Source organism: Streptomyces sp. NPDC048106, from assembly GCF_040706415.1.
Lineage (GTDB): Bacteria > Actinomycetota > Actinomycetes > Streptomycetales > Streptomycetaceae > Streptomyces.
Genome location: NZ_JBEZND010000016.1, coordinates 24,325 through 47,577 on the forward strand (window position 1 = coordinate 24,325; position 23,253 = coordinate 47,577).

Annotated in this window: 25 protein-coding genes; 12 read left to right on the forward strand and 13 right to left on the reverse strand. The window is 71.8% G+C overall.

What is annotated here, in order from left to right; translation table 11 throughout:
• Positions 1–201: 201 nt before the first annotated feature.
• The 3 genes from hemB to AB0927_RS18205 all read left to right on the forward strand — a co-directional run bounded on the left by hemB (position 202) and on the right by AB0927_RS18205 (position 2,978).
• Entirely contained in the window at positions 202–1,194 is a 993-nt protein-coding gene (hemB, locus tag AB0927_RS18195) for a porphobilinogen synthase (RefSeq protein WP_366668617.1), read from the forward strand.
• Positions 1,195–1,298: 104 nt separating this feature from the next.
• Positions 1,299–2,321, forward strand: a complete 1,023-nt coding sequence (locus tag AB0927_RS18200) for an LLM class flavin-dependent oxidoreductase (RefSeq protein WP_366668618.1) — start codon at positions 1,299–1,301, stop codon at positions 2,319–2,321.
• Positions 2,322–2,342: 21 nt separating this feature from the next.
• Entirely contained in the window at positions 2,343–2,978 is a 636-nt protein-coding gene (locus tag AB0927_RS18205; RefSeq protein WP_366668619.1) for an NAD(P)H-binding protein, read from the forward strand.
• Between the two features lie 23 nt (positions 2,979–3,001).
• Here AB0927_RS18205 and AB0927_RS18210 read toward each other — a convergent pair whose 3' ends face one another.
• Positions 3,002–3,787, reverse strand: coding sequence for a DUF4232 domain-containing protein (locus AB0927_RS18210; RefSeq protein ID WP_366668620.1), 786 nt, complete (start codon positions 3,785–3,787; stop codon positions 3,002–3,004).
• A 177-nt stretch (positions 3,788–3,964) separates the two neighbouring features.
• Between AB0927_RS18210 and AB0927_RS18215 the strand changes: the two genes are divergently transcribed.
• Positions 3,965–5,314, forward strand: a complete 1,350-nt coding sequence (locus tag AB0927_RS18215; protein WP_366668621.1) for a helix-turn-helix transcriptional regulator — start codon at positions 3,965–3,967, stop codon at positions 5,312–5,314.
• A 37-nt stretch (positions 5,315–5,351) separates the two neighbouring features.
• On the opposite strand, the gene AB0927_RS18220 is transcribed toward AB0927_RS18215, so the two are convergent.
• A complete protein-coding gene (locus tag AB0927_RS18220) occupies positions 5,352–6,173 on the reverse strand; it encodes a DUF4253 domain-containing protein (RefSeq protein WP_366668622.1) in 822 nt (273 codons plus the stop codon).
• A gap of 307 nt (positions 6,174–6,480) precedes the next feature.
• Between AB0927_RS18220 and AB0927_RS18225 the strand changes: the two genes are divergently transcribed.
• Together AB0927_RS18225 and AB0927_RS18230 are read left to right on the forward strand one after the other, a co-directional pair.
• Positions 6,481–7,494 (forward strand): glycoside hydrolase family 11 protein, encoded by a 1,014-nt coding sequence (locus tag AB0927_RS18225; RefSeq protein ID WP_366668623.1) that lies wholly within the window; start codon positions 6,481–6,483, stop codon positions 7,492–7,494.
• Between the two features lie 27 nt (positions 7,495–7,521).
• The gene (locus AB0927_RS18230; RefSeq protein WP_366668624.1) at positions 7,522–8,502 is read left to right on the forward strand and encodes a polysaccharide deacetylase family protein; all 981 of its coding nucleotides are present in this window, start codon (positions 7,522–7,524) and stop codon (positions 8,500–8,502) included.
• 4 nt (positions 8,503–8,506) lie between these two features.
• Here AB0927_RS18230 and AB0927_RS18235 read toward each other — a convergent pair whose 3' ends face one another.
• Positions 8,507–8,887 carry a VOC family protein gene (locus AB0927_RS18235; protein WP_366668625.1) on the reverse strand — a complete coding sequence of 127 codons (381 nt, stop codon included), beginning with the start codon at positions 8,885–8,887 and terminating at the stop codon, positions 8,507–8,509.
• A gap of 44 nt (positions 8,888–8,931) precedes the next feature.
• On the opposite strand from AB0927_RS18235, the gene AB0927_RS18240 reads away from it, so the two are divergent.
• Entirely contained in the window at positions 8,932–9,948 is a 1,017-nt protein-coding gene (locus AB0927_RS18240) for a YafY family protein (protein WP_366668626.1), read from the forward strand.
• Between the two features lie 3 nt (positions 9,949–9,951).
• Here AB0927_RS18240 and argS read toward each other — a convergent pair whose 3' ends face one another.
• Positions 9,952–11,727 (reverse strand): arginine--tRNA ligase, encoded by a 1,776-nt coding sequence (argS, locus tag AB0927_RS18245; protein ID WP_366668740.1) that lies wholly within the window; start codon positions 11,725–11,727, stop codon positions 9,952–9,954.
• Between the two features lie 210 nt (positions 11,728–11,937).
• On the opposite strand from argS, the gene lysS reads away from it, so the two are divergent.
• A complete protein-coding gene (gene lysS, locus AB0927_RS18250; protein WP_366668627.1) occupies positions 11,938–13,677 on the forward strand; it encodes a lysine--tRNA ligase in 1,740 nt (579 codons plus the stop codon).
• A gap of 113 nt (positions 13,678–13,790) precedes the next feature.
• Here lysS and AB0927_RS18255 read toward each other — a convergent pair whose 3' ends face one another.
• The 6 genes from AB0927_RS18255 to AB0927_RS18280 all read right to left on the reverse strand — a co-directional run bounded on the left by AB0927_RS18255 (position 13,791) and on the right by AB0927_RS18280 (position 19,185).
• On the reverse strand, positions 13,791–14,654 hold the full coding sequence (locus AB0927_RS18255; RefSeq protein WP_366668628.1) for a MauE/DoxX family redox-associated membrane protein: 864 nt from the start codon (positions 14,652–14,654) through the stop codon (positions 13,791–13,793).
• A 15-nt stretch (positions 14,655–14,669) separates the two neighbouring features.
• Entirely contained in the window at positions 14,670–15,278 is a 609-nt protein-coding gene (locus tag AB0927_RS18260) for a cell wall protein (RefSeq protein WP_366668629.1), read from the reverse strand.
• A gap of 14 nt (positions 15,279–15,292) precedes the next feature.
• Positions 15,293–15,715, reverse strand: coding sequence for a hypothetical protein (locus AB0927_RS18265; RefSeq protein ID WP_366668630.1), 423 nt, complete (start codon positions 15,713–15,715; stop codon positions 15,293–15,295).
• Between the two features lie 195 nt (positions 15,716–15,910).
• Entirely contained in the window at positions 15,911–17,263 is a 1,353-nt protein-coding gene (locus AB0927_RS18270; protein WP_366668741.1) for a DUF2637 domain-containing protein, read from the reverse strand.
• 120 nt (positions 17,264–17,383) lie between these two features.
• Entirely contained in the window at positions 17,384–18,223 is an 840-nt protein-coding gene (locus tag AB0927_RS18275; protein ID WP_366668631.1) for a DUF3558 domain-containing protein, read from the reverse strand.
• Positions 18,224–18,351: 128 nt separating this feature from the next.
• Entirely contained in the window at positions 18,352–19,185 is an 834-nt protein-coding gene (locus AB0927_RS18280; RefSeq protein ID WP_366668632.1) for a DUF3558 domain-containing protein, read from the reverse strand.
• A gap of 228 nt (positions 19,186–19,413) precedes the next feature.
• Between AB0927_RS18280 and AB0927_RS18285 the strand changes: the two genes are divergently transcribed.
• The 3 genes from AB0927_RS18285 (at position 19,414) to AB0927_RS18295 (ending at position 21,286) form a co-directional block, all read left to right on the forward strand.
• Complete coding sequence (locus AB0927_RS18285; RefSeq protein WP_366668633.1) at positions 19,414–20,607, forward strand: RtcB family protein; 1,194 nt, start codon at positions 19,414–19,416, stop codon at positions 20,605–20,607.
• An 89-nt stretch (positions 20,608–20,696) separates the two neighbouring features.
• Positions 20,697–20,987 (forward strand): hypothetical protein, encoded by a 291-nt coding sequence (locus tag AB0927_RS18290; RefSeq protein WP_366668634.1) that lies wholly within the window; start codon positions 20,697–20,699, stop codon positions 20,985–20,987.
• Positions 20,975–21,286 carry a hypothetical protein gene (locus AB0927_RS18295; RefSeq protein ID WP_366668635.1) on the forward strand — a complete coding sequence of 104 codons (312 nt, stop codon included), beginning with the start codon at positions 20,975–20,977 and terminating at the stop codon, positions 21,284–21,286. The genes AB0927_RS18290 and AB0927_RS18295 overlap by 13 nt, the downstream gene beginning before the upstream one ends.
• Here the strand turns inward: AB0927_RS18295 and AB0927_RS18300 are convergent, their stop codons facing one another.
• The 3 genes from AB0927_RS18300 to AB0927_RS18310 are packed head-to-tail and all read right to left on the reverse strand — an operon-like array spanning position 21,287 to position 22,641.
• A complete protein-coding gene (locus AB0927_RS18300; RefSeq protein WP_366668748.1) occupies positions 21,287–21,481 on the reverse strand; it encodes a hypothetical protein in 195 nt (64 codons plus the stop codon).
• On the reverse strand, positions 21,478–22,254 hold the full coding sequence (locus AB0927_RS18305; RefSeq protein WP_366668636.1) for an SDR family NAD(P)-dependent oxidoreductase: 777 nt from the start codon (positions 22,252–22,254) through the stop codon (positions 21,478–21,480). The genes AB0927_RS18300 and AB0927_RS18305 overlap by 4 nt, the downstream gene beginning before the upstream one ends.
• 48 nt (positions 22,255–22,302) lie before the next feature.
• Positions 22,303–22,641: a YnfA family protein gene (locus AB0927_RS18310; RefSeq protein ID WP_366668637.1), complete on the reverse strand. Its 339-nt coding sequence runs from the start codon at positions 22,639–22,641 to the stop codon at positions 22,303–22,305.
• 133 nt (positions 22,642–22,774) lie between these two features.
• Between AB0927_RS18310 and AB0927_RS18315 the strand changes: the two genes are divergently transcribed.
• Positions 22,775–23,248 (forward strand): hypothetical protein, encoded by a 474-nt coding sequence (locus AB0927_RS18315; RefSeq protein ID WP_366668638.1) that lies wholly within the window; start codon positions 22,775–22,777, stop codon positions 23,246–23,248.
• Positions 23,249–23,253: the final 5 nt, after the last annotated feature.

The window sequence follows — 23,253 nt, forward strand, 5'->3', positions numbered from 1 at the left end:
CTCCTTTTGGGAGGCGTGGGCGTGCGATGTCGGGTGCATGACACCACGCGCGTAGAACGCTGGGGAGACGTGCGGATCCAGAGACGGCCAGGGGAGCGCAAAAACTCGGTATCGGGGTTCCGGTTTGCCCCTCAATGCCAGGCGTCGGGGCCGACAGGGCGTCGGTAACGAAGGGGAGCGGGCGGGCGTAGCGTAGAAGGCATGACGAAGTACGGATCTTTCCCCGGTACGCGTCCCCGCCGGCTGCGGACCTCGCCCGTCATGCGGCGGATGGTCGCCGAGACGCGTCTGCACCCCGCCGACCTGATCCTCCCCGCGTTCGTCCGCGAGGGCGTCAGCGAGCCGGTGCCGATCTCCGCGATGCCCGGCGTCGTCCAGCACACCCGCGACAGCCTGAAGAAGGCCGCGCTGGAGGCCGTGCAGGCCGGGGTCTCCGGGATCATGCTGTTCGGCGTGCCGGAGGACGGCAAGAAGGACGCCCAGGGGACGGCCGGTACCGACCCCGACGGGATCCTCCAGGTCGCCCTGCGCGACGTGCGGGCCGAGGTCGGCGACGACCTCCTCGTCATGTCCGACCTGTGCCTGGACGAGTTCACCGACCACGGCCACTGCGGGGTGCTGGACGCCGAGGGCCGGGTCGACAACGACGCCACCCTGGAGCGGTACGCCGAGATGGCTCAGGTGCAGGCCGACGCCGGCGCCCACGTCGTCGGCCCCAGCGGGATGATGGACGGCCAGATCGGCGTCGTCCGCGACGCGCTCGACCAGATCGGCCGCGAGGACGTGGCGATCCTCGCCTACACCGCCAAGTACTCCTCCGCCTTCTACGGCCCCTTCCGCGAGGCCGTCGGCTCCTCGCTCCAGGGCGACCGCAAGACGTACCAGCAGGACCCGGCCAACTGGCGCGAGTCGATGCGGGAGTTGGAGCTGGACCTCGCCGAGGGCGCGGACATGGTGATGGTCAAGCCGGCCGGGCCGTACCTCGACATCCTGGCGCGCGTCGCGGACGCCGTGGACGTGCCGGTCGCCGCGTACCAGATCTCCGGCGAGTACTCGATGATCGAGGCCGCCGCGGAGAAGGGCTGGGTGGAGCGGGACCGGGCCATCTTCGAGACCCTCACGGGGATCAAGCGGGCCGGTGCGCGGAACATCCTCACGTACTGGGCGACCGAGGTGGCGCAGAAGCTGCGCTGAGCCGGGGGCCGGGGCGACCGACTGGAGGCCGGGGCCCGGCGGCGGGCAGCGGGGCCGAGCGATAGTTGAGGAATCAATCAGTTCGGCCCGCTGTTCACGGCGGTATGAAACGCATCGGATTCCTCTCCTTCGGTCACTGGGCCGACAGCCCGCACTCGAAGACCCGCAGCGCCTCGGACACCCTGCTGCAGTCCATCGACCTCGCCGTGGCCGCCGAGGAGCTGGGCGCCGACGGGGCCTACTTCCGGGTGCACCACTTCGCCCGGCAGCTCGGCTCGCCGTTCCCGCTGCTCTCCGCGATCGGCGCGAAGACCTCGCGGATCGAGATCGGCACCGGCGTGATCGACATGCGCTACGAGAACCCGATGTACATGGCCGAGGACGCCGGCGCCGCCGACCTCATCTCCGGCGGCAGGCTCCAGCTCGGCGTCAGCCGCGGGTCACCGGAGCAGGTCATCGACGGCTGGCGGTACTTCGGGTACGCGCCGGGCGAGGGCGAGACCGACGCCGACATGGCCCGCAAGCACACCGAGGTGCTGCTGATGGTGCTCCAGGGCAAGGGCTTCGCCGAGCCGAACCCGCGCCCGATGTTCGCCAACCCGCCGGGGCCGCTGCGCATCGAGCCGTACTCCGAGGGGCTGCGCGAGCGCATCTGGTGGGGCGCGGGCTCCAACGCCACCGCCGCCTGGGCCGCGGGGCTCGGCATGAACCTGATGAGCTCGACCGTCAAGGACGACGAGGGCGGCGCGCCGTTCCACGTCCAGCAGGCGGCGCAGATCCGGGCCTTCCGCAAGGCCTGGGCCGAGGCGGGCTGGGAGCGCGAGCCGCGCGTGTCCGTCTCGCGCAGCATCTTCGCCCTCACCGACGACCGCGACCGCGCCTACTTCGGCGGCGACGGCGACAGCAGCGACAGCATCGGCCACCTGGACGCCGACACCCGGGCGATCTTCGGCCGCACGTACGCCGCCGAGCCCGACGCCCTGATCGAGCAGCTCGCCGGGGACGAGGCGATCGCCGAGGCCGACACGCTGTTGCTGACCGTGCCCAACCAGCTCGGCGTGGACTACAACAGTCACGTCCTGGAGAACATCCTCACCCACGTCGCGCCGGCCCTCGGCTGGCGCTGACCCTGACCGGCGGGAGTCCCCGTGCGCAAGATCCTGATCATCGGCGGGACCGGCTACACCGGCGCCAACGTCGCCGCCGAGGCCGTCGCACGGGGCCACCGCGTGGCGTCGTACTCACGGTCGGCCCCCAAGGACCCGGTCGAGGGGGTGGAGTACACGCACGGCGCGGCGGACGACGCCGTGCGGCTGGTTCCCGGTCAGGACGCGGTGGTCGCGACCCTGTCGCCGCGCGGCGACCTGGTCGGCCGACTGCTCGGCCTGTACCAGGACATCGCCGCCGCGGCGGACGCCACCGGCGCCCGGCTGATCGTGATCGGCGGGTTCTCCTCGCTGCGCCCCGCGCCGGGCGAGCCCCGCTTCGCCGAGGGCGAGGTGCCCGAGCAGTTCCGGACCGAGGCGCGGGAGATGGACGCCATCCGGGAGTGGCTCACCTCCGCCGCGCCCGCCTCGCTCGACTGGACCCTGATCTCTCCCGCGGCCGGCTACGGCTCCTGGGCCGCCGGAGAGCGGACCGGGACCTACCGCGTCGGCGGGGACGTCGCCCTCTATGACGAGCAGGGCGGATCGGAGATCTCCGGCGCCGACTTCGCGCTGGCCGTCGTGGACGAGATCGAGCGCGACGCGCATCCCCGCGCGCACATCTCCATCGCTTACTAGTCTCCCGACTCGGGGAGACCAGGTCACCAACTGGCGATGTCGGACGCGTCCCGCTGCCAGTAGGTGACCTTCAGCGTGCTGTCGTAGTACACGCCCTTCGCGGGCAGCGCGGGGCTCGCGGTGGCGCCGCCGTCGCTGCGCGGCGTCATGCCCTGGAAGTACACGGTCAGCTGGTGGGACGTCGTACCGCCGTCGCCGCTGCCGTCGGCGGCGGACAGCAGCACGCCCGCGTAACCGGACTCGCCGGGCGCGAGGGTGGTGACCGCCTGGGGCTGGGTCGACTCGTCGGCGCCCGGCGCCCACTGCATCCCGTCGAAGCGGAGCACCGGGTAGTACGTCAGGTCGCAGTTCTTCGAGCCGGTGTTCGTGACCGTGAGCAGCATGTGGTTGAGCGGGCGGGACAGCACCTGGGCGGTGACGCGGGTGTTGGCGCCGTTGCACAGGGCGCGGGTGGCGGAGTCGGTGGAGCCGGACCCCTTCGAGCCGGACCCCTTCGAGCCGCTGGAGCCGTGGGCGCTCCCGGTGCCGCCGGCGGAGTGGGCGCCGGTCGAGGCCTGCTGGTCGCCGCCGCCCCCGGAACCGGCGCTTCCGCCCTGCTCCTTCGCGTCGGCGGCGGGCTTGTCCGTGCCCTTCGTGTCGTTGCCCGTGTGGGTCCCCGTGCTCGTGCTCGCCGACGGGGTGTGCCGGGCCACGCCCTCGTCCTTGGTGCCCGTGCCGCTGTCGCACGCCGTGAGGGCGAGTGCGGCGAGGGCGGCTCCGGCCGCGGCGAGCAGGGGGGTACGGGTGCGGCGGATACGGCTGTCGCGCATGGCGCTTCTCGCTTTCGGTGGGTGGAATGCTTGGATGGCCACAGCCTGCGGGGCGGTCTGTCCCGCCCGCCAGACCCGGCGGCCGATCCGGGACGCTGGAACGGTCAAACGGGCGTTGACCTGCAAGAACGTCCCGTCCCTGGAACGGGGGAACGGGACAGGGGGAGGGGAAGGACAGTGCCGGACAGTACCGGTGGGACCGGATTCGCCGAGCGTTTGCGGGAGTTGAAGGACCGCTCCGGGCACAGCTACGGCATGCTCGCCAAGCGGCTCCACATGAGCACGTCGACGCTGCACCGCTACTGCAACGGGGAGGCCGTACCGACGGATTACGCCCCGGTGGAGCGGATGGCCCGGCTGTGCGGGGCGACGCCGGAGGAACTCGTGGCGCTGCACCGGAGTTGGGTGCTGGCGGACGCGGGACGGGGGAGGAAGGCGGCCGGTGAAGGGGCCGGGGGCGGGGCCGATGAGGGGGCGGTCGCGGAGGCGGTCGCGGAGAGGGTCGCGGACGGCGACCCCGAGACGACACCGGAGCCGGAGCGTGAGCCGACACCCGAGCCGACACCGGAGCCGGTGCCGGTGACGCCGACCCCGGTACCGGCCACCCCCGCTCCCCGCTCCCGTCGCCGCACCGTACTCGTCGCCGCCGTCACCGGAGCCGCCGTACTCGGCGCCGTGGCACTCGCGTTCGGGCTGCCCGGCGGCGGGGACGGCGGCCAGGGTGCCGCCCCCGCCGGAGCCGCCGCCTCCGTCCGCGACCGCGCGACGGCGACCCGCACCGGCACCCGCGACAGCAGCTCACCCTCCCCCTCGGGCTCCGCCCGGCACCCGTCGGCCTCCGCCACGCCCAGCAAGAGCGACGCACCGGACGCCGCCACGAGCGGGCCGCCGGGCGGGGCCACGGCCGACGGCGGGGCGGCCGCGGCCGTCCCCCTCACGGTCACCACCCACCCGTACTCCTGGGAAAGCCCGTGCAGCCAGCACTACTTGATCGACCGGCCGCCCACCCAGGTGTCCCCGCCGCCCGCCGAGAACGACGCGCCCGCGTGGGTGGCCGTACACCAGGCGGTCTCCGCGGGCGAGCAGTTCGTCACCCTCACCGTGCAGGGCTCCGGCAAGGACACCGTGGTGCTGGAGAGCATGGCGGTACGGCTGGCGGGCAAGCGGTCGCCGCTCGCCTGGAACGACTACGCCATGGGCTACCCCGGCGTCGGCTGCGGCGCCGGGGTGCCCACGCACTCCTTCACCACCGCCCTGGACAGCGTCCGGCCGGCCGTCCAGCCGGTGGCCGGACAGCGCGGCTTCCCCCTCAGCGTGAGCGAGTCGGACCCCGAGGTCCTCTACGTCACGGCGGACGCCTCGGCGTACGACGTGAGCTGGTACCTGGAGCTGTCCTGGTCCAGCGGCGGCCGGCACGGTGTCCTGGAGATCGGCGACAAGGGCCGGCCCTTCCGCACCAGCGGCAGCAACGGGCGCCCCTCCTACGCCTTCCCGCTGGGCGGCGAGAAGTGGGCGCCCGCGCGGTGAGCCGGGCCCGCCCCGTCCGGGCCCGCCCCGTCCGGGCTCAGTCCCACCAGAAGAACCAGGTGGTTTCGCCGATCAGCTCCTTCGCGTAGTCACGGATGGTGCCCGTCCCCTGCGCGACGTTGTCCGGGCAGAACGCGAAGTGCTCCGCCGCCACCGCCTCGGCCTCGGCCAGGTCGGTCGGCGGGGCGGCCACGGACAGCAGCAGGGCGTCGAAGCCGAGGGCGACGACCCGTATGCCGAACCGGTCCTCCCAGGAGCGCAGGACCGCGCACAGCCGGGCCACGTCGTCGTCGTGGTTCACGGGGCCGGTCCAGCCGATCGCGGCCGGTATGTCGGCGGAGCGGCGCGCGGGGACGAGGGCGAGGTGGGGGGACGGGAACACGGACTGTGTCTGGTCACCGCTGAGTTCGTCGGCGGCCCGCGCCGCGCGGGTCCCCGGATCGACGGTGAGCTTCCCGGCGGGGGCGAGCCCGGGCCACTGGGGTCCGAACGGCTCCAGCATGTCCCCGAGTTCCTCGTCCTGCCAGTCGTCGTCCTCCCAGTACTCGGCGAGGACCTCCTCCGGGTCGTGGTCGCCGGGGTAGGACATCTCGTCCGGCGCCAGGTCCCAGTCGGCCGGCCCGCCCTGGGTGCCGGCCGTCTCCACCAGCACCGGCAGCAGCCCGGCGCGCGCGGCCGGGGCGCCCAGGGCGGTCCAGGTGCCGGGTCCGGCCGGCTTGTCCGCGAGCCACAGCAGGGGCTCGTCGTGCGGGCCGTCGTCGGTCATGTCGAGCAGCCTGCCGGGCGGCAGTTGGAGCCCCAGGCTGCGGCCGCTGGGGTCGGTGGCCAGCCGGGGCAGCGGGTTGGGAAGAGTCGCCATGGGAGTGACTCTAGGGGGAGGGTGTGACAACGGCTCCCGGCGGTCTTCGAAACTTTCGAATCGACCTCATGCCGTCTCGATCTTGATTTCCCCGTCTTCTCGGTGAAGCGGGTGGCGCTTCGCCTCGGCGGCCGTTAACCAGCCAAAACCTTTCAGGTTATGGGACGTTGATGAACCGAACGTTTCGAAATAACTACCGAAACTGTTGACTGTCTTTGTGTACACCCCAACACTGAGGCACCATCGCGCAGCGCGTCGCTCCACCCTCATCCGGCTCCACCCCGATCCATGAGGAGGAAGCACGTCCATGAAGATCCGCACGCGGAGAGAACGCGGCCCGGCCGGCCGTCTCACCTCGCTCTTCAGAGGTGTCTGCGCCGTCATCCTGCTCGCCGTGGGGGCGCTGACCCTGCCCGGCACCGGAATCGCCAGTGCCGACACGGTCATCACCACGAACCAGACCGGCACCAACAACGGCTACTACTACTCGTTCTGGAGCGACGGCGGCGGGTCCGTCTCCATGAACCTGGGTTCCGCCGGCAACTACAGCACCAACTGGAGCAACGTCGGCAACTTCGTCGCCGGCAAGGGCTGGAGCAACGGCGGGCGCCGCACCGTCACCTACTCCGGCACCTTCAACCCGTCCGGCAACGCGTACCTGTCGCTGTACGGCTGGACCTCCAACCCGCTGGTCGAGTACTACATCGTCGACAACTGGGGCACCTACCGGCCCACCGGCACCTTCAAGGGCACGGTCAACAGTGACGGCGGGACGTACGACATCTACGAGACGACCCGGACCAACGCCCCGTCGGTGGAGGGCACCAAGACCTTCAACCAGTACTGGAGCGTGCGGCAGACCAAGCGGACCGGCGGCACCATCACCACCGGCAACCACTTCGACGCCTGGGCCAGCCACGGGATGAACATGGGCAGCTTCAACTACTACATGATCATGGCGACCGAGGGCTACCAGAGCAGCGGCAGCTCCAACATCACCGTGGACAGCTCGACTTCGGGCGGCGGCGGTGGTGGTGGCGGTGGCGGCGGCACCGGGGGCTGCACCGTCAACGTGACCGCGGGCACGTCGTGGGACGACCGGTACAACCTCAACGTCTCGGTGAGCGGTTCGAGCAACTGGACCGTCACGGCGAACGTGCCGTCCCCGGAGAAGGTCATGGCGACCTGGAACGTGACCGCGAGCTATCCCAGTGCGCAGGTGCTCGTGGCCAAGCCCAACGGCAACGGCAACAACTGGGGTCTGACCGTGCAGAAGAACGGCTCCACCACCTGGCCGAGCTTCAGCTGTACGGCCGGCTGACGTACTCCTGAGAGGAGGAGCACGCGCATGCGCACCGCCAGAATCGCCGTGGCCGTCGCCGCCCTCGCGGCCGTGACCGCGGGCACCCTGACCGTCGGGGCCGCCCCGTCGCAGGCCGCCACCTGCAACGGATACGTCGGACTCACCTTCGACGACGGCCCGTCCAACGACCACACGCCGGCCATCCTCAACGCGCTGAAGCAGAACGGTCTGCGCGCCACGATGTTCAACGAGGGCCAGTACGCGGCCTCGTACCCGGCCCAGGTCAAGGCCGAGGTCGACGCCGGGATGTGGGTGGGCAACCACAGCTACACCCACCCGCACCTCATCCAGGAGAGCCAGGCCCAGATCGACTCGGAGCTCTCCCGCACCCAGCAGGCCATCGCGAACGGCGGCGGCGGGACGCCGAAGCTGTTCCGGCCGCCGTACGGCGAGACCAACGCGACGCTGAAGACCGTCGAGGCCAAGTACGGCCTGACCGAGGTGATCTGGGACGTCGACTCGGGGGACTGGAACGGCGCCAGCACGGACGCCATCGTCCAGGCCGTCTCCCGGCTCGGCAACGGCCAGGTCATCCTCATGCACGAGTGGCCCGCCAACACCCTGGCCGCCATCCCGCGGATCGCCCAGAACCTCGCGAGCCGCGGCATGTGCTACGGGATGATCTCCCCGTCCACCGGCCGCGCCGTCGCACCCGACGGCGGGGGCAGCGGGGGCAGCGGTGGCGGCGGCGGTGGCACCGGTGGCTGCACCGTCAACGTGACGGCGGGCACGGTGTGGGACGACCGGTACAACCTGAACGTCTCGGTCAGCGGTTCGAGCAACTGGACCGTCACGGCGAACGTGCCGTCCCCGGAGAAGGTCATGTCGACCTGGAACGTGACCGCCACCTACCCCAGTGCCCAGGTGCTCGTCGCCAAGCCCAACGGCAACGGCGACAACTGGGGCCTGACCGTGCAGAAGAACGGCTCCACCACCTGGCCGACCTTCAGCTGCGCGGCGAGCTGAGGCCCTACACCAGGGTCGTGATGCAGAACGGGTGTCCGGCCGGGTCGAGGAGCACCCTCCACCGCTCCTCGCCCGGCTGGAACTCCGGCTTGACGGCGCCCAGTTCGAGCAGCCGCCGCTCGGCGCCGTCCAGGTCGTCCACGCCCAGCTCGATGTGGGCCTGCTTCCCCTGGGCCGGGTCCGGCCAGGTCGGCGGGCGGTAGTCGGCGACGCGGGTGAAGCCGAGGCCGGCGGCGCCCTCCTTGCCGAGCAGGACGAAGTCGTCGGTGGAGAAGAGCACGGGGTAACCGAGCAAGTCACCGTAGAAACGAGCGAGTTCGGCAGGATCGGCACAGTCGAAGGTGACGGCGGCATAGCGGAAGGCGGGAGTGGTCTGCGTAGTCATGGGCGGCACGCTACGACGTGACCAGGACAGCTACGGTCCTGGTTGTGCCGCCGAGTCAGACTTCCCCCCGTGACACCCCCGCGACCGCCACGTCCGCCCGACTGCTGGGCCTGCTGTCCCTCCTGTCCGCCCGCCCCTCGTGGACCTGCGCCGAGCTGGCGGAGTCCCTGAAGGTCACCGACCGCACGGTCCGCCGGGACATCGCCCGCCTGCGCGAACTCGGCTACTCCGTCGACTCCGAGGCGGGCCCCTGGGGCGGCTACCGCCTGCGCGCCGGCTCCCGGGTGCCCCCGCTGATCCTGGACGACGAGGAGGCGCTGGCCGTCGCGGTGGGCCTCAGCGAGGCGGCCCTGAACCGCTCACTGGGCAGCGACCAGGCCGCCCTCTCCGCCCTGTTGAAGCTCCGCCAGGTGCTGCCCCGCCGCATCGCGGACCGCCTGGGCGAGCTGGACGAGGCCTTCGTACGGCTGCCCGGCGCCGACGGGTCCGGGGTCGGCCCCGGCCTGCTGCTGGAACTGGCGGCGGCGTGCCGGCGGGGAGAGCGGGCCCGGCTGTCGTACACGGACGCCGGGGACCGCTCCACGGTCCGGGACATCGACCCGTACCGCCTGGTCCACACGGGCCGGCTCTGGTACCTGGTCGCCCGGGACGTCGCGCGCGGCGCGTGGCGCACCTTCCGCGCGGACCGCGTCGAACGCCTCCAGCCCACCGGCCAGCCGGCCGACCTCACCGACCCCCCGGACCCGGCCGGCCTGGTCTCCCGCAACATCGCGAACGGCCCGTACCCGCTGTCCGCGACCGTCCGCCTGCCCCTTCCCCTCGCCCAGGCACTCCGCGTCGTCCCGCCCACGATCGGCCACCACCGCCCGGACGGCCCCGACGCGACCCTGGTCGACATCGGGGGCCCGGACGCGGACGGCCTGGCGCGCTATCTGCTCACGCTGGGCACGCCCTTGCGGGTGCTGGCGCCGGACGACGTACGACGGGCCCTGGCGCGGCGGGCGCGGGAGCTGGCGGACGGGAACGCGGACGGGAACGCGGACGGGAACGCGGACGCGTAGCGGTCAGAGCTTCTCGGGGGTGCGGATGCCCAGGAGGGACATGCCCCGGTGGAGGGTGCGGGCGGTGACGTCGCAGAGGAACAGGCGGTTCTCCACCTGGGCGGGCGTCTCGGCCTTCAGGACGGGGCACTTGTCGTAGAAGGTCGTGTAGAGGGAGGCCAGCTGGTAGAGGTAGGCCGCCAGCTTGTGAGGGGCGTACTCGCCGGCCGCCTCCGCCACCGTCTCCCCGAAGGCGTCCGCGTGCAGGCCCAGGGCGCGTTCCGCGGGCGCCAGCTCCAGCTCCGGGTGGGCGACGGGACGGGTGTCGCCGGCCTTGCGGAGGATGGACTGGATGCGGGCGTAGGCGTACTGGAGGTACACGCTGGTGTCGCCGTTGAGCGAGACCATCTGGTCCAGGTCGAACTTGTAGTCGCGGTTCGCCGACGTCGACAGGTCCGCGTACTTCACCGCGCCGATGCCCACCTGGGCGCCCCGCTCGGCGATCTCCTCCTCGGAGAGGTCCTGGGCCTTCTCGCGCACCACGGCCGAGGCGCGGTCGATGGCCTCGTCCAGGAGGTCCACGAGGCGGACGGTCTCGCCCGCACGCGTCTTGAACGGCTTGCCGTCCTTGCCCAGCACGGTGCCGAAGGCCAGCTGGACCGCGGTCACGTCCTCGTTCAGCCAGCCGGCGCGGCGGGCGGTCTCGAAGACCATGCGGAAGTGCAGGGCCTGGCGGGCGTCGACCACGTAGAGGAGGGTGTCGGCCTTGAGGTCGAAGACGCGGTCGCGGATGGCGGAGAGGTCGGTGGCCGCGTAGCCGTAGCCGCCGTCGGACTTCTGGACGATCAGCGGGACCGGGTTGCCCTCGGGGCCCTTGATGTCGTCGAAGAAGACGCAGAGCGCGCCCTCGGAGCGGACCGCGACGCCGGACTCCTCCAGGAGGCGGCAGGTCTCGGCCAGCATGTCGTTGTACCCGGACTCGCCGACGATGTCGGGGTCCCGGACCTCCATGTCCAGCTTCTCGAAGACGGAGAAGAAGTAGATCTTCGACTCGTCCACGAACTTCTGCCAGATGGCGAGCGTGTGCGGGTCGCCGGCCTGGAGGTCGACCACCCGGCGGCGGGCGCGGGTCTTGAACTCCTCGTCGGAGTCGAAGAGCTTGCGCGCGGTCTTGTAGAGGCGGTCCAGGTTGGACATCGCCTCCTCGCCGGAGGTCGCGGTGTCCTCGGCGGCCGCCTTGTGGTCCAGCTCGTGCGGGTGCTCGTCCAGGTACTGGATGAGCATGCCGAACTGGGTGCCCCAGTCGCCGATGTGGTGGCGGCGGATCACGTGCTCGCCGGTGAACTCCAGGAGCTGGACGACCGAGTCGCCGATCACCGCGGAGCGCAGGTGGCCGACGTGCATCTCCTTGGCCACGTTCGGCTGGGCGTAGTCGATCACCGTGGTGCCGGGGTGGGCGGAGTGCGGCACGCCGAGGCGGCCGGTGTCGTCCGCGTACCGCGCGGCGAGGTTCTCGGTGATCGCCTGGTCGGAGATGGTGATGTTGAGGAAGCCGGGGCCCGAGACCTCGACGTCCTTGATCACCGCGCCGGTGGCCACCTGGGAGACGACCTGCGCGGCCAGCTCCCGCGGGTTCGCCTTCGCCTTCTTGGCGAGGGCCAGGATCCCGTTGGCCTGGTAGTCGGCCCGGTCGCTTCGTCGCAGCAGCGGGTCCGCGCCGGCGGCCTCCGGCAGGGTGGCCGAGAGGGCGGACGCGAGCTGCTGCTGGACGGAGTCGCTGAGGGACGTGACCGAGGCCATAGGTGGAGTGCCGTTCTCCTCGTGGGGATGGATGGTCACGCCCAGTATCCCACGGGGGGTCCAGCGGATTTTCCGGTCCGCCGGTGAACGCGGGCCGCGGGGAGGCCGTCCCACGCGTTGAAAAGGCGTTTTCGTGGATGTGGTTTCGCCTGGGAGAATGGAGCGGTCAGCCGTGCGACCGCTGCGGCTGCCCGATGGAGAAAGAAGGACGTGCCGATCGTGGCTCAGAGCACCGAGACCACCGACTGGGTCTCCCGTTTCGCGGATGAGGTCATCGAGGAGTCGGAGCGCCGGGCCCCGGGCAAACCGGTCGTCGTCGCGTCCGGGCTGTCCCCGTCCGGCCCCATCCACCTGGGCAACCTGCGCGAGGTCATGACCCCGCACCTGGTCGCCGACGAGATCCGCCGCCGCGGGTACCAGGTCCGGCACCTGATCTCCTGGGACGACTACGACCGCTACCGCAAGGTCCCCGCGGGCATCGCCGGCGTCGACGAGTCCTGGGCCGGGCACATCGGCAAGCCGCTGACCTCGGTGCCGGCCCCGAAGGGCTCGGCGTACCCGAACTGGGCGGAGCACTTCAAGGCCGCGATGGTCGAGTCGCTGGCCGAGATGGGCGTCGAGTTCGACGGCATCAGCCAGACCGCGCAGTACACCTCGGGCGTCTACCGCGAGCAGATCCTGCACGCGATGCGGCACCGCGGCGACATCGACGCGATCCTCGCCCAGTACCGCACCAAGCCCAAGGCCAAGAAGCAGCAGCAGAAGGCCGTGGACGAGGCCGAGCTGGAGGCCGAGGAGGGTTCCGGCGCCGCGTCCGAGGACGACGGCTCCGCCGGCTCCGCCGGGTACTTCCCGTACAAGCCGTACTGCGGCAACTGCGAGAAGGACCTGACGACCGTCACCTCGTACGACGACGACACCACCGAGCTGGCGTACACCTGCGGGGAGTGCGGGTTCGCGGAGACCGTCCGGCTCACCGAGTTCAACCGCGGCAAGCTGGTCTGGAAGGTCGACTGGCCGATGCGCTGGGCCTACGAGGGCGTGGTCTTCGAGCCGAGCGGTGTCGACCACTCGTCCCCGGGGTCGTCCTTCCAGGTGGGCGGGCAGATCGTCGGCATCTTCGGCGGCCGGCAGCCCATCGGCCCGATGTACGCCTTCGTCGGCATCTCCGGCATGGCCAAGATGTCGTCCTCGCGCGGTGGCGTGCCGACCCCGGCCGACGCGCTGAAGATCATGGAGCCGCAGCTGCTGCGCTGGCTGTACGCCCGCCGCCGGCCCAACCAGTCCTTCAAGATCGCCTTCGACCAGGAGATCCAGCGGCTGTACGACGAGTGGGACAAGCTCGCCGCGAAGGTCGCCGACGGCTCGGCGCTGCCGGGTGACGTGGCCGCGTACACCCGCGCGGTCGGCACGGCGGCCGCCGAGCTGCCGAGGACGCCGCGGCCGCTGCCGTACCGCACGCTCGCGTCCGTCGCCGACATCACGGCCGGGCACGAGGACCAGGCCCTGCGGATCCTGTCCGAACTGGACCCGGAGCGGCCGCTGGCCTCGCTGGCGGAGGCCCGGCCGCGCTACGACCGGGCCGAGGCCTGGATCAACACGCACGTGCCCGCCGACCAGCGGACCATCGTGCGCGAGGAGCCGGACGCCGAGCTGCTGAAGTCCCTCGACGAGGCGTCCCAGCGGTCCGTACGGCTGCTGCTCGACGGTCTCACCGAGCACTGGTCGCTGGACGGGCTGACGCACCTCGTCTACGGCGTGCCGAAGGTGCAGGCCGGGTTCTCGGCGGACGCGACGCCCAAGGAGCTGCCGCCGGAGATCAAGACCGCCCAGCGGACGTTCTTCGCGCTGCTGTACCAGCTCCTGGTGGGCCGGGACACCGGTCCCCGGCTGCCCACGCTGCTGCTCGCGGTGGGGCAGGAGCGGGTGCGGGCGCTGCTCGGGGAGTGACGCGGACGGTGCGGACATGAATGAGGGGCCCTCCTGGCGGAGGGCCCCTTTTTTCATGGGGTTTCAGCGGGTCGTGTCTCGCGGGTCGTGTCTCGCGGGTCGTGTCTCGCGGGTCAGGCGAGCAGGTCCACCTCGACCGGTTCGTCGGTCCGGTCGTCGATCAGGGTGACCCGGACCGCCGGCTTGTCGGTGGTGTCCTTCGTCGCGCGCGGGTCCACCGCGAACAGCACGGTGACCGGGCGCGCCGCGCCGTCGGGGTCGTGGACCCCGGCGAACTGGAGGAAGCGCCAGCCGTCGGCCTCCCAGTGGTCGATCAGCCCGGAGCGGACGACGGGCGCGGCGGCCACCCAGGCCAGCGAACGCTCCAGCAGTTCGACGGAGGCGGCCACCGGCACCTCCTCGTCCCGGCCCGGGACGAGCGGGTGGCCGAAGATCCTCAGCCGGGTCCTGCGCAGCGGCACCAGCCACAGGTGGTCCAGGTCGCTGGAGACCGCGGCCAGGACGGCCAGGGCGACGACGAGGAACGCGACCGAGGCCACCGGATGCCGGGCGGTCTGGGTCCACCAGGCCGTCCGGGCACCGGCGGCCGCGGCGCCGCCCACCACGACCAGGCCCGCGCGGACGAAGGCCCGCCAGGTGATCGGGCCGTTGCTGCGGGCGGTGCAGCCGCAGGACGACTCCGGGGCGCTCGCGCGGGCGTACCCGAGGTAGCCGAGGAAGCCGACGCCCAGGACGGCCGCCGCGATACCGGGGACCGTGGTGGCCGGCGCGGCCAGCAGGCCCGCGGCCACGACGAGTTCCGCGGCGCCGGTGGCCCGCAGGACGAGCGTGGCGCGGCGGCCGTCGTTCAGGACGCGGACCAGTACGGTGCCGGCCGCCTGCCCCGCGACCTGCCTGCCGAACGCCTTGCCCGCGCCGGTGGCGGCGAGCAGGACACCCAGCAGCAGGGTCGCGAGGTTCGTGGTGAGCGATGCCATCACATTCCCCTCGGCTCAGTGCCCGACGCTGATGCGGGCGATGTCGACGCTGTCGTCCGCGGGCCGCCAGGCGCCCAGCACCTGGGCGTGGTGCCCGATCTTGAGCTGCGAGAGGTTGGAGGTGAGGGCGCCGCCGCGGAAGGACGCGGTGGTCCGCTTCTCCACGATGTTGCCGACCAGGGCGTTGTGGCCGTGGCTCAGGTGCAGCCGGGAGCGCTCGATGCCGCGGACGGTGACGTAGAGGTTGACGATGTTCACCCAGACCGCGTCGGCGGCCACGCTGCCGTCGGGCATCTCGACGCCCCGCGCGTACAGGCCGTCGCCGGTCTCGATGGCCTCGGCGGTGACGGTCTCCAGCTTCCAGACGCTCGTGGCGTTGGTGAGCTGGATGAGCCGGTGGGTGCCGTCGGACTCGACGACGTCGAGGACGCTGCCCTTGATCTGGCTGACGCGGCCGTCGACGAACGACGACTGGGAGATCGCGGGGTCCAGGGAGGGCATCGGGGCGGCGAAGGCGGCGTCCGCGTCGAGGCCGCCGAGTGCGGAGGCGCCCACGATGGTGGCGCCGCCGAGCGCGGCGGTGGTCAGGAGGCGGCGGCGGTTGATTCCGTTGCTTCCGGTCATGGTGGTGTTCCCCCTCACTCGTAGATGTAGACGGGAAGCATGCCGGAGCTGAGGCTGCCGATGGCCGAGAAGGCCGCCGGGGTCAGGTCGATGACCCGGTGGGTACGGCACGAGCCGTTGCAGCAGGTCTGCTCGCTGCACCACAGCTGGGTGTTGGGGCCGCAGTCGGCGAGGGTGACGCAGACGGCGGCGCCGGAGCACTGGTGTTTGACGTTCACGACCGAACCGCAGCCGCGTCTGGGCATGTTCTCGCCGCAGGCCGCCGGGTTGGTGACGCTCCAGCAGGCGGAGGACAGGTTGGGCCAGGCGGCCATGTTCTTGCCGGACTGGCAGGTGCCGCAGGCGCCGGTGCCGGTGCTGCCGCAGGGGCCCCAGGAACTGCCGCAGCAGAACCAGGAGGTCTCCCCTGCCCACAGGCTGGTGGATCCGCAAGCCATTGCTGTTTCCCTTCGTCGGACGGTATTGACCGGTACATGACAAAAGAGAGGTGAAAGCACTGTGCGGGATGGTGCGTTGGCGCAAGCAATGATGCTCGCTGCTACGCGCGTTGGCCAGGGGGTGTGCCGGGATGAACGGGGTGAGCGGGGCGCGGCGCGCTCCGTGGGCCGCTCCGGGGAACGGCCCACGGCCCGTCACGCGATGTGGTCCTCTTCCAGTTCCGCCGAATGGCGCTGCTGGAAGCGGGCGGCGAGGGACTTCAGCTCGGCGGGGCTGAGCTGGGTGCCGTAGGTCGCCTGGATGTTCTCGCCCAGGATGTGGGGCGTGGGGTAACTGCCGTCTATCGACTGGCGGAAGACCTGGTAGAAGGCGTCCTCGTCCGGCTCGGAGGGGCCGCCTCCCTCGCCCAGTTCACGGGTGCGGTTGGGGCCCACCGGGATGGGGAAGCTGCCGGTCTCCTCGGGGGAGGGCTGCTGGAACCGCTCCGGGGGCTGGCCCTCGTACCAGTCCTCGTACTGCTCCTCGGGGTAGTACTGGGGGTCCGGGGGCGGCTCGAAGGAGGGGTCGTAGCCGCCGTGGTACTCGACCTCCCGCGGCGCCTGGAACCAGGGGCTCTGCTCGTCGGCCGGGGGCTCCTGCGGGTGCTGGGCGGGCTGCTGGACGGACTGCTGCGCGGGGTGGGGGGCCGGTGCGGCCCCTGCGGCGGCCGTGGGGGCCGCGGCGGTCGCGGGAGCCCCGGCGGTCGCGGGGGCCCCGGCGGCAGCCCCGGCCGGTGCGGCGGCCACGGCGGCCGCCACCGGTATCGCGCCCGCCGCCGGCTCCGCCGCGGTCCCGGCGGTCAGTTCGGGCGTCGCCTGGACGGGCTTCGGCGGCAGGAGCACCGGTTCGATGCCCGCCGCCAGCAGGCCCGACGGGGCCGTCTCCGCCAGCGGGACGCCGTACCGCGCCAGGCGCAGCGGCATCAGGGACTCCACCGGAGCCTTGCGGCGCCAGGCGCGGCCGAAGCGGGAGCGCAGGCGGGCCTGGTAGACCAGGCGTTCCTGCTCCAGCTTGATGACCTGGTCGTAGGAGCGCAGTTCCCAGAGCTTCATGCGGCGCCACAGCAGGAACGTGGGCAGCGGGGAGAGCATCCAGCGGGTGAGGCGGACGCCCTCCATGTGCTTGTCGGCCGTGATGTCCGCGATACGGCCGATGGCGTGGCGGGCCGCCTCGACGGCGACGACGAAGAGGAGCGGGATCACCGCGTGCATGCCGACGCCGAGCGGGTCGGGCCACGCGGTGGCGCCGTTGAAGGCGATCGTCGCCGCCGTCAGCAGCCAGGCGGCCTGGCGCAGCAGCGGGAAGGGGATGCGGATCCAGGTCAGCAGCAGGTCGAGGGAGAGCAGGACGCAGATACCCGCGTCGATGCCGATCGGGAACACATAGGCGAAGTTCCCGAAGCCCTTCTTCCAGGCCAGCTCGCGGACGGCGGCGTACGAACCGGTGAAGCCGATCCCCGCGATGATCAAGGCGCCGCCTACGACCACGCCGATGAGTATCCGGTGCATCCGGGTCAGCTGCGGTGGCGCGGCCACTCGTAATCCCCTCCCATTGCCTGTTGTTGCGCGCAACAGGGTGGCACACGTGTGCGGTGCACGTGGTACCGGTCGGGCCTTAGGGCCCTTCGGTCAGCTCTTCTTGGTGCTCGCGGACGGCGAGGCGCCGTCGGAGGGCTTCGTGGACGAAGTCCCGGAACCGGAGCCGTTGTTGGCCGAGGAGACCGAGGTCACCGCCTCCTTGAGGGCCTTCTCCGCGGACTTGGCGAGGCCCTCGGCGTCGGGGGTCTTGTCGCCCGCCAGACCCGCGCCGTTGAAGTCGAGGGTGACGACGACGTTCTCCACGCGCGCGACGATGGTCTCCTGCTTGAAGAGGCCTTCCTTCTTGCTCAGGTCGTAGCGCACGGCCGTCGCCTCGTCCCCGATGCCGGACACCGGGACCACCTGGGCCTTCTTGGCGCCGCTCACCGACTGGGCGTCCTTGACCTGGTTGGTGAAGTACGTGTGGGCCTGGGTGCCGGCCGAGCCGCGGGTGGTGTCCGAGTCGAAACGCAGCAGGGAGACGTTCAGCCAGCGGAACTGGGAGCCCTTGACGCCGTTGTTGCTCAGGCTGCTCCAGGAGCAGGAGGAACGGGACGACGGATCGTCCGAACCGCCCTTCTTGCCCGAGGTGCCGGCCTTGGGCACCATGTCGCCCAGGGTCTTCTTCGACAGCGTCTTGCAGGGGTCCGGCAGCGTCTTGTACGCGGCCGGTGCCACGGTCGGGGAAGAGCTGGCGGAGGGCGACGCGGTGTCGCCCGCCGACGTACTGGCGCTCGCGCCGTCGCTCTTGGGCTTGGAGTCGCCGGAGTCCGAGGAGCAGGCCGCGGTGATCAGCACCGCGGGGACGGCTGCCGCGCAGACAAGGGCACGGCGCAGACGCCTGTTTCGCCGGCTCGGCTGGGCATGGTCGTCTCGCTTGACTCGCTGCATGGTTCCTTCACTCATGACGCTCGGTGTTCGTGCGGGTTCCTGCGGGGCCCCACCGTACGCGGTGAAGGAGCTGTGCGGTTTCCGTTCGGGAGCTTTGCGGACGGGGCCGGGCAGGGCGCGGAAGTGGATCAGCCGCCCAGCGCGCCGTCCAGCCGGGAGGCCAGTTTCCTGGCCCTGTCCTGCATTTCCTTGCTGTCGGGGACCGCGCCGGCGGCCATCGGCTGCTCCTCGTACTGGATGGTGACGACGACGTTGGACGTGCGGAACACCACAGTCACCGTCCGCTGCGCGGCCGTCGAACCGGAGGTGCCGAGTTGGTCGTCGAGGTACGCCTCGTCGCCGAGGTCGGAGAGGACGCGCGGCTGGAGGTCGGCGTCCGTGGCGCCCGAAGTGGAGGCCGAAGTGGAGGCCGAGGAGGGGGCGCCGCTCGCGGAGCCGGTCGGCGTGGGGGCGCCCGAGGGGGCGGTGCCGGAGCCGTCACTGTGCGTGTTCGCCGGCGGGGTGCCGCTCGGCTCGGGGAGGTCGGCCGCCGTCTCCTTCTGGTCGAAGAGCTGCTGCGCCTGGTCGTCGTCGCTGACCGTGTTGTCGTACGACACCACGCGCTCCAGGTCGACCGCGAGGCGGTCGGTGGCGCCGGCGGACGGGACCTTCCAGCGGCAGCCGACCTTGCGGTCGGTGTCGTAGGTCAGCTCGGCCTCGCCCTGGTACGCCTTGTCCCGCTGGTCGGGGTCGGCGATCTGCCGGATGCCGGGCAGCAGCGTGTCGAGGGTGGCGCGGCCCACGGAGCCGCAGGGTTCGGGCAGGGTGCGGTACTTGCCGGGCTGCGCCGCGGCGGCGGTGGTGCCGGTGTCGCCGGGGTTGGCGTCGTCCGCGGAACTGCCGCCGCCGGAGCCGCCGGTGCAGCCCGCCAGCAGTGCCGCGAGCAGGGCGGCGGTGCCGGTTACGTACGCCTTCCGCTGCACGGGCGGGCTCCTCTCGACGGCTGCGCTCCGGTGGATGCGCTCGATGGTCGCTTCAGTGTCCCCGCTGGTTATTCGCTTGCCGCGGCGGGGGCTGGCCTGGAGACAATGTGTATCGCACGCGCCGCCGTGGACGCCGGTCCGCGGTCCTCTTTCTGTGCGCTTGGTGCTGATTTTCCTTTTTGCTGCTTTCAAGGCTTTTGTTGTCGTTATCGGGGGGACGAGGAAGTCATGTCGTACGTGGAGATGCCGGGCGCCCGGGTGCCGATCCGCATGTGGGCCGACCCGGCGACGGTCGAGGACGGCGCCCTGCGCCAGTTGCAGAACGTCGCGACGCTGCCGTGGATCAAGGGCCTGGCCGTGATGCCGGACGTGCACTACGGCAAGGGCGCCACGGTCGGTTCCGTGATCGCGATGCGGGGCGCGGTGTGCCCGGCCGCGGTCGGCGTGGACATCGGCTGCGGAATGTCCGCGGTGAAGACCTCGCTGACCGCGAACGACCTGCCGGGCGACCTGTCCCGGCTGCGCTCGAAGATCGAGCAGGCGATCCCGGTGGGCCGCGGCATGCACGACGACCCGGTCGGGCCGGCCGGCTTCCACGGGCTCGCGACCAGCGGCTGGGACGAGTTCTGGGGGCGGTTCGGCGGGGTGGCCGAGGCGGTCCACTTCCGCCAGGAGCGCGCCACCCGGCAGATGGGCACGCTCGGCAGCGGCAACCACTTCGTCGAGGTCTGCACCGACACCACCGGCGCGGTCTGGCTGATGCTCCACTCCGGGTCCCGCAACATCGGCAAGGAACTGGCCGAGCACCACATCGGCGTGGCCCAGAAGCTCCCGCACAACCAGAACCTGGTCGACCGCGACCTCGCCGTCTTCGTCGCGGACACACCGCAGATGGCGGCGTACCGCCACGACCTGTTCTGGGCGCAGGAGTACGCCAAGTACAACCGCACCCTGATGATGGCGCTCCTGAAGGACGTGATCCGCAAGGAGTTCAAGAAGGCCAAGCCGCTCTTCGAGCCGGAGATCTCCTGCCACCACAACTACGTGGCGGAGGAGCGGTACGACGGCATGGACCTGCTGGTCACCCGCAAGGGCGCGATCCGGGCCGGCGCCGGCGACTTCGGCATCATCCCGGGCTCCATGGGCACCGGCTCGTACATCGTGAAGGGCCTGGGCAACGACAGCTCCTTCAACTCCGCCTCGCACGGCGCGGGCCGGCGCATGAGCCGCAACGCGGCCAAGCGGCGCTACACCGCGAAGGACCTGGAGGAGCAGACGCGGGGCGTGGAGTGCCGCAAGGACTCCGGCGTCGTGGACGAGATCCCGGGCGCCTACAAGTCCATCGAGCAGGTCATCGACCAGCAGCGGGACCTGGTGGAGGTCGTGGCGAAGCTGAAGCAGGTCGTCTGCGTCAAGGGCTGAGGCCCCGCGGCCGGGGCCGGCCGGAACCGGGCCGGCCCCCGGTGCTGTCCTCAGGGTGCAGGCATCAACTCTCGGGGGAGGGACGGCCGATGAACCGAGTGCGCAGGGGCGGGGCGATCCGGGCCGCGGGTCTGGTGGTGATCGTGGCGGGACTGCTCGTGGGCTGCTCGCAGAAGTACAACGACGAGCGCGGCAAGGGCGACGCGCCCGTGCAGGGCAAGTCGGGGGACAACACGCCCGCCGAGGTCTACAACATGCCCGACGGCTTCGGGAACCTGGCCACCAAGTGCGTGGGGCACGGATTCCGGGCGTACGTGACCACCAACGCCAGCGGTCCGTCGAACGTGCAGATCGTGGAGGACAAGGCGTGCGCCGGCTGAGGGCGGGGCTCGCCGTGGCGGGCGTCTGCGCGGCGCTGCTGCTCGGCGGCTGCTCCCGGCAGCACTACGAGGAGCGCGGCAAGGCGGACGCCCCGGTGGCGGGCCGTGCCGGGGAGGACACGCCCGCCGAGGTCTACAACTTCCCCGACGGGTTCGGGAACCTCGCCACCAAGTGCGTCGGGGAGGGCAGGCGGGCGTACGCCACCACCAAGTACGTGCGGCAGGAGGACGAGGACGACGTCGAGATCATCCCGGCCAACGCGGTGATCGTGCGGGACCCCACGTGCCACGCCAGGTGACTACTTGGCGTGGCGCACGGCGTAGATCATGACGAACGCCACGAGGTGGATGCCGAAGAGGAAGTAGGCGAGGAAGTACCAGACCTTGCGTTCGTCCCTCTTCTCCTGGGCGAGGCGGCGCCTGTCGTACTCCTCGCCCGGAGTGAGTGGCGCGGGCGCCCCGATGGGGGCGCCGGCGGGGTCGTCGGCCGTCACAGTTCCCGGTGGACCTTGGCGTTCGAGGCCTGGGCGCGCGGGCGGACGATCATGAGGTCGATGTTGACGTGGCTGGGCCGGGTCACCGCCCAGGTGATGGTGTCCGCCACGTCCTCCGCGGTGAGCGGCTCGGCCACGCCCGCGTAGACCTTCGCCGCCTTCTCCGTGTCGCCGCCGAAGCGGGTCAGGGCGAACTCCTCGGTCTTGACCATGCCGGGCGCGATCTCCACGACGCGCACCGGGCTGCCGACGATCTCCAGCCGGAGGGTCTCGGCGAGCACATGGGCGCCGTGCTTGGCGGCGACGTAGCCCGCGCCGCCCTCGTACGTCGAGTGCCCGGCGGTGGAGGAGACCACCACCACGACGCCGTCGCCGCTCGCCTCCAGCTTGGGCAGCAGGGCCTGGGTGAGGTTCAGGGTGCCGATGACGTTCGTCTCGTACATCGTGCGCCAGTCGGCCGGGTCGCCGGTGGCCACCGGGTCGGCGCCGAGGGCGCCGCCCGCGTTGTTCACCAGGACGCCGATGGCCGGGAACGCCGTCGCGAACTCGTCCACGGCCGCGCGGTCCGTCACGTCCAGCGGGTAGGCGGTCGCCGAGTGCCCGGCCGCGTTGATCTCCTCCGCCAGGGCCTCGATGCGGTCCTTGCGGCGGGCGGTGAGCACCACGCGGTAGCCGGCCGCGGCGAGCTGCCGGGCCGTCGCGGCACCGATGCCGCTGCTCGCGCCGGTGACGACGGCGATGCGGGAGGCGGCGGACGGGGCGGACGTGGCCATGGGCTGCTCCTCGGGGGTGTCGGTGGCTCCGTCCAATGTAGGCGAGGCTCAGCCGCCGTTCCTCGGCGCCCACATGATGAGCGCCATTCCGCAGAGGCAGACCAGCGCCCCGGCGATGTCCCAGCGGTCCGGGCGGTAGCCGTCCGCGACCACGCCCCACAGGATCGACCCCGCCACGAAGATCCCGCCGTACGCCGCCAGGATGCGCCCGAAGTGCGCGTCCGGCTGGAAGGTCGCGACGAACCCGTACGCCCCGAGCGCCAGCACCCCGCCGGCCGCCCACAGCCAGCCGCGGTGCTCCCGTACCCCCTGCCACACGAGCCAGGCCCCGCCGATCTCGAAGATCGCGGCGAGCACGAAGAGGGCGGCGGAGCGCAGGATCGGCATGGCGGCAGCTTCGCACGGGGCGGGCGGCGGCCCGGGTGAGGGGAGGGGTTCACCTGTTGGAGGGCGCCTGGGCGGGGGCGCGGGTGGCATACATCGATACGGCGGTCCCGATGGTGGCTACGACGGTGAAGTGGTGAGCGGCGTGCGGGTGTGGATGTGGGTCGTGCCGGGGCTGTGCGCGGGAGCCGTGCTGGCCGCGGGGACCGCCGGGGCGGCGCCCGGACCCGAGGCGGATCTGGCCTTCCACGGCACCGCGACCATGACGGGGGACCGGATGGAGGTCCGGATCACCCCCTACGACCTGGGGCCCGATCCCGTCGCCGACGCCAGTGTGCGGCTGCGCTGGTCGGTGCCGCTGGCCGATGCGCAGCGGCTGCCCGCGCGGTGCGCGCGGGAGGACGCGCGGACCGTGCTGTGCGGGACGGGGGCGCTGACGGCGGACGGGCCGGGGGAGCTGCTGAGGGTGCCGGTGCGGCTGCGGGAGCGGTCCGCGCAGGTGACCGTCGAGGTCGGCACCGGGTGGGGCGGGGGCGCGGCGGACCGGGACCGGACGAACGACCGGCTGTCGGTGCTGGTGCTGGACACGGGCGACCCGTACGCCTTCTGAGCTTG